This is a genomic window from Micromonospora sp. M51 (assembly GCF_018070305.1).
GTDB lineage: Bacteria > Actinomycetota > Actinomycetes > Mycobacteriales > Micromonosporaceae > Micromonospora > Micromonospora parva.
In genome coordinates this window covers 1-8,542 of record NZ_JAGPXZ010000202.1, presented here as the reverse complement: position 1 = coordinate 8,542, position 8,542 = coordinate 1, and the positions used below count along the sequence as shown (strand labels likewise).

Annotated in this window: 6 protein-coding genes; 4 read left to right on the top strand and 2 right to left on the bottom strand. The window is 72.5% G+C overall.

Features of this window, described 5'->3' with window-relative positions; genetic code table 11:
* Together rho and KBX53_RS13465 are read left to right on the top strand one after the other, a co-directional pair.
* Positions 1-1,655, top strand: a 1,655-nt coding sequence (gene rho, locus KBX53_RS13470; protein WP_210859550.1) for a transcription termination factor Rho, incomplete at its 5' end; no start/stop codon positions are given.
* A 158-nt stretch (positions 1,656-1,813) separates the two neighbouring features.
* Entirely contained in the window at positions 1,814-5,287 is a 3,474-nt protein-coding gene (locus KBX53_RS13465) for a phosphodiester glycosidase family protein (protein WP_210859543.1), read from the top strand.
* Positions 5,288-5,332: 45 nt separating this feature from the next.
* Here the strand turns inward: KBX53_RS13465 and KBX53_RS13460 are convergent, their stop codons facing one another.
* Positions 5,333-6,229: an AAA family ATPase gene (locus KBX53_RS13460; RefSeq protein ID WP_030333148.1), complete on the bottom strand. Its 897-nt coding sequence runs from the start codon at positions 6,227-6,229 to the stop codon at positions 5,333-5,335.
* 275 nt (positions 6,230-6,504) lie between these two features.
* On the opposite strand from KBX53_RS13460, the gene rpmE reads away from it, so the two are divergent.
* Positions 6,505-6,729, top strand: a complete 225-nt coding sequence (gene rpmE / locus KBX53_RS13455) for a 50S ribosomal protein L31 (RefSeq protein WP_030333150.1) — start codon at positions 6,505-6,507, stop codon at positions 6,727-6,729.
* Positions 6,730-6,862: 133 nt separating this feature from the next.
* Entirely contained in the window at positions 6,863-7,951 is a 1,089-nt protein-coding gene (gene prfA / locus KBX53_RS13450) for a peptide chain release factor 1 (RefSeq protein ID WP_030333152.1), read from the top strand.
* Positions 7,952-8,011: 60 nt separating this feature from the next.
* On the opposite strand, the gene KBX53_RS13445 is transcribed toward prfA, so the two are convergent.
* Positions 8,012-8,542: GGDEF domain-containing protein (locus KBX53_RS13445; protein WP_210859541.1), on the bottom strand; the 531-nt coding region annotated here is incomplete at its 5' end.

Sequence of the window (8,542 nt, the reverse complement as noted above, 5' to 3'; positions counted from 1 at the left end):
CCCGTCGCGACCGGGCCGAGCGTCCGGAGCGCGGTGAGCGTGCCGAGCGCGGTGAGCGTGCCGACCGGGGTGAGCGTGCCGACCGGGGTGAGCGTGCCGACCGGGGTGAGCGTGCCGACCGGGGCGAGCGTGCCGAGCGCGGTGAGCGTGCCGAGCGCGGTGAGCGTGTCGACCGGGGCGAGCGTGTCGACCGGGGCGAGCGAGCCGACCGGGGCGAGCGCAACGACCGGAGCGAGCGGGCCGAGCGTACCGACCGGGGCGAGCGCAACGATCGTGGTGAGCGTGCCGACCGGGGTGAGCGGGCCGAGCGCAACGACCGCCAAGACCGCGGTGACCGCAACGACCGCAACGACCGTGGTCAGCGGGCCGAGCGGGACAGCGACGACGACGACGGCGAGGGCGGCGGCCGGCGCGGCCGGCGCAGCCGTTTCCGGGACCGTCGCCGCGGGCGCGGCGAGCGCGCCGAGACCGGTGCCGACACCGGCGGGCGTGAGCCGCAGGTCAGCGAGGACGACGTGCTCGTCCCGGTGGCCGGCATCATCGACGTGCTCGACAACTACGCCTTCGTGCGGACGACCGGTTACCTGGCCGGCCCGAACGACGTGTACGTCTCGATGTCCCAGATCAAGAAGTACGGCCTGCGCCGTGGTGACGCGATCACCGGTGCGGTGCGGGCGGCCCGTGAGGGTGGCAACAGCGGTGACCAGCGGCGCGACAAGTACAACCCGCTGATGCGGCTGGACACGATCAACGGGATGGAGCCGGAGGAGGCGCGGCGTCGTCCGGAGTTCTACAAGCTCACTCCGCTCTACCCGCAGGAGCGCCTGCGGTTGGAGACCGAGCCGCACATCCTGACCACCCGGGTCATCGACCTGGTCATGCCGATCGGCAAGGGCCAGCGGGCACTCATCCAGTCTCCGCCCAAGGCGGGTAAGACGATGGTGCTGCAGGCGATCGCGAACGCGATCACCCGCAACAACCCGGAGTGCCACCTGATGGTGGTGCTGGTCGACGAGCGGCCCGAAGAGGTCACCGACATGCAGCGGTCGATCAAGGGCGAGGTCATCGCGGCCACGTTCGACCGTCCGCCGCAGGACCACACCACGGTGGCGGAGCTGGCCATCGAGCGGGCCAAGCGCCTCGTCGAGCTGGGGCACGACGTCGTCGTGCTGCTCGACTCGGTGACCCGGCTCGGTCGGTCGTACAACCTGGCGGCACCGGCCAGCGGCCGGATCATGTCGGGTGGTATCGACTCCACCGCGCTGTACCCGCCGAAGCGCTTCCTCGGCGCGGCCCGCAACATCGAGAACGGCGGGTCGCTGACCATCATCGCCACGGCGCTGGTGGAGACCGGTTCCATGGCGGACACGGTCATCTTCGAGGAGTTCAAGGGCACGGGCAACGCCGAGTTGAAGCTGGACCGGAAGATCGCCGACAAGCGGACCTTCCCGGCCATCGACATCAACCCGTCCGGTACGCGTAAGGAAGAGGTCCTGCTCGCACCGGAAGAGCTGGCCATCATCCACAAGCTCCGGAAGGTGCTGCACTCGCTGGATTCGCAGGCGGCGATGGATCTCCTGCTGGACCGGCTCAAGCAGTCCCGCACGAACATCGAGTTCCTGATGCAGATCGCGAAGTCGACGCCGGGGGAGTGACCCTCCTGCGCTGACCGACGAAGGGGCACGGCCGTTGTGGTCGTGCCCCTTCGTCATGTCCCCAGCCCGATCCCCCCGATGATGTCATTGTGGAGTTTTCCTTCGCTTCAGTCCAGGGGTCTTGAAACTTCTATTCAGGACCGGGTTGACTGTCGTCCATGCGTACCCGCAGACGATCCGCCCGCCGCACCGGCGTCCTGCTGCTGACGCCACTGCTCTCGCTGGCCGCGCCGCTGCCGGCCACCGCCGCCCCGCCGGCCCCGTCCACCGTCGCCCCGTCCACCCTCGCCGAGGACGCGCCGTCCGCGTCGTCGTGGCCGTTCGGTTCCGTCGGGCTGGTCACCGACCCCGCCGCGACCGCCTCGACCTCGGCCACCGACGGTCTGGAGCCGGCCGGCGGACTGGAGACCACGAAGACCACCCGACCGGTCGCCCCGGGCGTGCAGCTCACCTCCTTCGACCGGTACGACGCCGACGGCTGGCTGCGCGCCGACGCCCTCACCACCGACCTCGCCGGTGGGTCCACCGTCGACTACGTCAACTCCGGGGCGGTCAGCCGGGCCGAGCCCCTGCGCACGGCGGCGGACGCCACGCGGGCTGTCGCCGCCGTCAACGGTGACTTCTTCGACATCAACAACTCCGGTGCCGCCCAGGGCGTCGGCATCCGCGACGGCGAGCTGATCCAGTCGGCGGTCGGCGGCCACCACAACGCGGTGGCGGTCACCACGAGCGGGCTCGGCCGGGTGATCGAGGTGAACTTCGACGGCAGCGCCACCCTGCCCACCGGGCCGGTGCCGCTGACCCAGTTCAACAACATGGTGCAGGCCGACGGCATCGGCGCGTTCACCGAACTCTGGGGGACGTACTCCCGGCAGCGGGCGGTGGAGGGCGCGGCCCGGGTGGTCGAGGTCACCGTCTCCGGCGGTCGGGTGACCGGGGTGAGCGCTGTGGCCGGCAGCGGACCGATCGCCGCCGGCAGCACCGTGCTGCTCGGCCGGGACGCCGGTGCGGACGCCCTCGCCGGTCTTCGCCCCGGTGACCCGGTGACGGTGGCCTGGCGTCCGAAGCCGTCCGACGGCAGCAGCCTGCACGCTGCCGTCGGAGGCGGCAACGTGCTGGTCCGCGACGGCGTCGTCCAGAGCATCGCCGACCCGACGCTGGCTCCGCGCACCTCCGTCGGCTTCAGCGCCGACGGGCGAAAGATGATCATGTTGACGGTGGACGGCCGGCAGGTCGACAGCCGCGGCGTGACGCAGACCGAGATGGGCCGGATGATGGCCGAACTCGGTGCCCACCACGCGCTCAACCTCGACGGAGGCGGCTCGTCCACGCTGCTGGCCCGGGAGCCGGGCGCACCGGCTGTGCAGGTGGAGAACGGCCCGTCGGACGGGACCGAGCGGGCCGTGCCCAACGGCCTGGCCATCTACGCGCCGAAGGGCAGCGGCCGGCTCACCGGCTACTGGGTCGAGACGGCCAGCGACCCCACCGCCGCCCCGGGCATCTCGCCGGTGCGCGGCGGCCGGCCCGACCGGGTTTTTCCCGGTCTGACCCGCGTCCTCACGGCCGCCGGCTACGACGAGACGTACGGCCCGGCGGCCGGCGCCCCCAGCTGGCGGGTGACCCCGGCGGTACGCGGCCGGGTCGGCGGTGACGGGGTGTTCCACGCCGGCACACCGGGGGCCAGCACGGTCACCGCGGCACGTGGCCGCGCCACCGGCTCGCTGGGTCTCACCGTGCTCGGCCCGCTGACCCGGATCGGCGCCACCGTGCCGCGCGTCGGGCTGACCGGGCGGGATGGCAACGCGGTGGTCGGCGTGGTCGGGTACGACGGCGACGGCAACACCGCGCCGATCGAGCCGGCCGACCTGACCCTCGACTACGACAGGGACCTGCTACGGATCACTCCGACCGCGGACGGCAACCTCGCGGTCAGCGCGCTGCGGGACACCGGCTCCGCCCTGGTCACCGTGCACGTCGGACGGAGCAGCACCGTCCTGCCGGTCACCGTCGGGCTGACCGACGTGCCGGTGGCCGGCTTCGACGACGCCGGATCCTGGCGGTTCAGCCAGGCCCGCGCCAGCGGGTCGGTAGCGCCGACACCGGGGCACACCGGCACGGGCCTGCGGATGACGTACGACTTCAGCCAGTCCACCGGCACGCGGGCCGCGTACGCCGACCCGCCGGCCTGGATCGAGGTGCCCGGCCAGCCGCAGGCGTTCGGCATGTGGATCCACGGCAACGGCACCGGGGAGTGGCCGAGCCTGCACCTGCACGACGCCCAGGACACCCAGCACGTGCTGCGCGGACCACTGATCACCTGGACAGGCTGGCGGTACGTGGAGTTCGCGGTGCCGGCCGGGGTGCAGTACCCGGTGCGGGTGCGCCGGTTCTACGTGGCCGAGACGAACGCCGCGGCGCAGTACACCAGCGAGGTGATCATCGACGACCTGGTGGCGAAGGTGCCCCCGACCGTCGACGTGCCGGCGGTGCCGCCGCGTACCGATCGGGTGGTGGTCCGCGACGGCACCGTGGACGGCGCGCCGTGGCGGTTCGCGGTGCTCTCCGACGCCCAGTTCGTCGCCGCCGACCCGGACAGTGACCTGGTCGCCCAGGCCCGCCGGACGCTGCGCGAGGTCAAGGCCGCCAGGCCGGACTTCCTGCTGATCAACGGTGACTTCGTGGACACTGCCTACCCGGCCGACTTCGCGCTGGCCAAGCGCATCCTCGCCGAGGAACTGGGAGACGCCCTGCCCTGGTACTACGTGCCCGGCAACCACGAGATCATGGGCGCGCCGATCAGCAACTTCGAGGCCGCCTTCGGTGCCACCTCACGGGTGTTCGACCACAACGGCACCCGGTTCGTCACGCTGAACTCGTCCACCGGGACCTTGCGCGGCGGAGGCTTCGACCAGGTGCGGATGCTGCGCGAGACGCTGGACGCGGCGGCCACCGACCGACGCGTGGGTTCGGTCGTCGTGCTGCACCACCACCCGGCGCGCGACCCCAGCCCGGCGCAGGCCAGCCAGCTCGGTGACCGCAAGGAGGCGGCGCTGCTGGAGCAGTGGATGGCCGACTTCCAGCACCGCACCGGAAAGGGCGCGCTGTTCGTGGGCGGGCACGTCGGCACGTTCCACGCCGACCGGGTGGACGGGGTGCCCTTCGTCATCAACGGCAACGCCGGCAAGACGCCATCCACCCCCGCCGACCAGGGCGGCTTCACCGGCTGGACGGAGTTCGGCGTGGACCCGGTCACCCCGGCCGAGGCCGAGCGCGCCCGCCGGAACCCGCTCGCCGAGGGGCCGGCCTGGGTGGACGCGGAGTTCCACGCGCACGCCGACCGGCTCACGGTGACCGCCCCGGCCAGCGTCGCGGTGGGCACCCCGGTGTCGGTCAGCGCCACGCTGACCCAGCCCGGCGGGCGTACGGTCCCGGTGGCCGCGCCGGTCAGCGCCGACTGGTCCGGGTCGCCGCAGGTGCACATCGGCTCGGCGGCGGGGGTGCGCCAGTGGCACACCGCCCGCTTCGACCCGGCCACCGGCACCCTGACGGCACTGCGGTCCGGCGTGCCGATACGCCTGACTGTCACTGTCAACGGCCTCAGCGCCGAGGCCACCATCGCCCTCACCCGGTGAGCAGCGGGCGGGGCCCTTCCGGCGCGGAGGGCCCCCGCCCGGGGCTCAGAAGTCCCCCTCGGCCACCTGGAAGACGGTGAGGCCGAGGGCCCGCCACATCTGGACCACCTGGACGCGGTCGTCGAAGACGCCGGCCACCCGGTAACGGTCCCGGATCTCCCGGTCGTAGATCTCCCGCTTGACGATCGAGTCCTTGCGGGAGTCACCGACCGCCCGCAGGTGCAGACCCAGGTAGGGCACTCGTACGTGCCGGGCCAGCCAGGCCTCGGTGGCCGCGCGGGCGGAGGCGTCGCGCCCCGAGCAGAAGACCACCCCGTACCCGGCGGCGTGCATCGCCCGGACCGCCGCGATCACCGCCGGGTTCGGCTGGTCCTCGCCCACCCGGGTCATGTCGTACGGGCTGCGGGAGACGGCCAGCGCGACGGTGCCGTCGATGTCCACCAGAACGATCTCCGGTGGCTCGGTCGACGACGGGTGCACGGTGCCGGGGCGTCCGGTACGTGCCTGTGGCACCGGCAACGGCAGGGTGCGCCCCCGCAGGTACCGCTCGTGCAGCCGGCGGATCGCGTCCGCACCCACCTGGTCGGCGGCCGGACGGGCGGCGTCGCGGCGCAGGCACTCGTCCAGCGGGACGTCGGTGAAGTCGTGCACCTCGAACTGCGCGCCGTGCCGGGCGGCCAGGTCGGCCCAGCCCCGCAGGGTCCGCGAGCGCAGGTTGGTGTCGTCCACGCAGACGTCCGCGCGGGCCCGCAGCAGCGCCTCGACCTGAGCCTGCTGCACGGCGGTCACCTGCGCCTCGGCCCACTGGGTGAACAACCGTTCGCCGTGCAGCATCCGGCGCAGATCGTCCCGGTTGACCCGCGCGACGGACGGCTGGAGCGTGCGGGCGAAGGTCGTCTTGCCCGAGGCGGGCAGTCCCCGGGTGGCGATCAGGCGGGTCATCGACGCACCTCCGGCTCGACGGGCGTACCCCGGCCGGGGTACCTGGCGGCGGTCCGCCGGGTGCGCGAATGCCCCGTCGGGCGGTGGGAATGCGGACGGGTAGGCACGTGTTGACGATGCCGGACGAGGTGTGCGGCCCGATTACCGGGTCGGCTCAGGCCCATGGCACACTGGTCAATCGGCCACCGGTTCCGGTTCACGCCCGAGCCCGTCGCGTACGGCGCGACGAGCGATGACGGCGACCCGGCGACCACCAACGAGAGGACCGAGGCGAGATGAAGGCAAACATCCACCCGGAGTACGTGACCACCGAGGTCAGCTGCTCCTGTGGCAACACGTTCACGACCCGCAGCACCGCCAAGGGCGGGGCGATCCACGCCGAGACCTGCAGCGCCTGCCACCCGTTCTACACCGGTAAGCAGCGCGTTCTCGACACCGCCGGCCGGGTCGCGAAGTTCCAGCAGAAGTACGCCAAGGTTCAGGCCAAGAAGGCCAAGTAGCTCCTCGTTCGGCGCCCGCGTCCGGTTTTCCGCCGGACGCGGGCGCCGTCCGCATTTCCCTCAGTTTTCCGCCCGGCCGCTGGCCCCCCGGCCCGGCCCGGTCGTCGCGCACCGTCGAAGGAGCATCCGCAGCATGAGCAGCGAGCGTCTGGCCGGCCTTCTCGACGAGTACGCGCAGCTGGAGAAGCGGTTGGCCGACCCGGCCATCCACGCCGACCAGGCCACCGCGCGCAGGGTCGGCCGCCGGTACGCCGAGCTGGTGCCGCTGCACAAGGCCGCCGACGAGTTGGAGCAGGCCCGCGCCGATCTGGCCGCGGCTCGCGAGCTGGCCGCCGAGGACCCGTCCTTCGCGGGTGAGGCGGAGTCCATCGCCGAGTCCCTGCCGGTGCTGGAGGAGCGCCTCGCCGAGCTGCTCATTCCGCGCGACCCGCACGACGCCAAGGACGTGATCGTCGAGATCAAGGCCGGTGAGGGTGGCGAGGAGTCGGCGCTGTTCGCCGGTGATCTGCTGCGGATGTACACCCGCTACGCCGAGCGGCACGGTTGGGTCACCGAGGTGATCGACGCGCAGGATTCCGACCTGGGCGGGGTCAAGGACGTCTCCCTGTCGATCAAGACCAAGGGTGTGCCGGAGGGCGGCAACGGCGTCTGGTCGCGGCTCAAGTGGGAGGGCGGCGTACACCGGGTGCAGCGCGTCCCGGTGACCGAGTCGCAGGGCCGGATCCACACCAGCGCCGCCGGGGTGCTGGTGCTGCCGGAGGCCGAGGACGTCGACGTCACCATCGACCAGAACGACCTGCGCATCGACGTGTTCCGCTCGTCCGGCCCGGGCGGCCAGTCGGTCAACACCACCGACTCGGCGGTGCGGATCACCCACCTGCCGACCGGCATCGTCGTCTCCTGCCAGAACGAGAAGTCCCAGTTGCAGAACCGGGAACAGGCGATGCGGATCCTGCGGGCCCGGCTGCTCGCCGCCGCGCAGGAGCAGGCCGACGCCGCCGCCTCGGACGCGCGCAAGGCGCAGGTACGCACTGTGGACCGCTCGGAGCGGATCCGCACCTACAACTTCCCGCAGAACCGGATCACCGATCACCGGATCGGCTACACCGCGTACAACCTGGACCTGGCGCTCGGCGGCGAGCTGGACGGGGTGCTGGACGCCCTCACCGAGGCCGACCGTGCCGCCCGGCTCGCCGGCGACACCGAGCTGACCCGCCGCTGACCACGGCGCTCGACCTGGTCGCGGCGCTCGACCCGCCGCTGATCGGGGCGGGCCGGGCGGTCAGCTCGCGCGGGGGCGGGTCTTGGCGCGGAGCATCTCGCGGTCGGCCTGCTCGAACGCGACGCTGAGCGCGTCGCGCAGCCCGCTGCCACCGGAGACCTCGGCGAAGCCGATGCTCACCCCGACCGGGGTGCCCGGCACCAACGATTCCCAGTCCTCCAGTCGGACCGCTGCCTCGATCCGGCGGGCCACCTCGGCGGCCTCGGCCATGCCGGTGTCCGGCAGCACCACCACGAATTCGTCACCGCCGTAGCGGGCCACGAAATCGCCCCGGCGCATCACCCGGTTGATCACGCCGGCGATGCGTTGGAGCACCAGGTCGCCGGAGTGGTGCCCGTGCCGGGTGTTGACCGCCTTGAAGCCGTCCAGGTCGCAGACGCCGATCACCACCCGGTCGCCGCGGGTGACCACAGCGGTGATGTAGCGCTCCAGCCGGCGGCGGTTGGGCAGCCCGGTGAGCGGGTCGGTCAACGCCTCGCCCTCGAAGCGCGCCGCCTCGCGGCGCATCTCCTCGTGGTCGATGCGGGCGGC

Coding starts and splice junctions, on each gene's coding strand:
- prfA (WP_030333152.1), top strand. CDS start 6,863: ATGAGCAGCGAGCGTCTGGCCGGCCTTCTCGACGAGTACGCGCAGCTG.
- rpmE (WP_030333150.1), top strand. CDS start 6,505: ATGAAGGCAAACATCCACCCGGAGTACGTGACCACCGAGGTCAGCTGC.
- KBX53_RS13460 (WP_030333148.1), bottom strand. CDS start 6,229: ATGACCCGCCTGATCGCCACCCGGGGACTGCCCGCCTCGGGCAAGACG.
- KBX53_RS13465 (WP_210859543.1), top strand. CDS start 1,814: ATGCGTACCCGCAGACGATCCGCCCGCCGCACCGGCGTCCTGCTGCTG.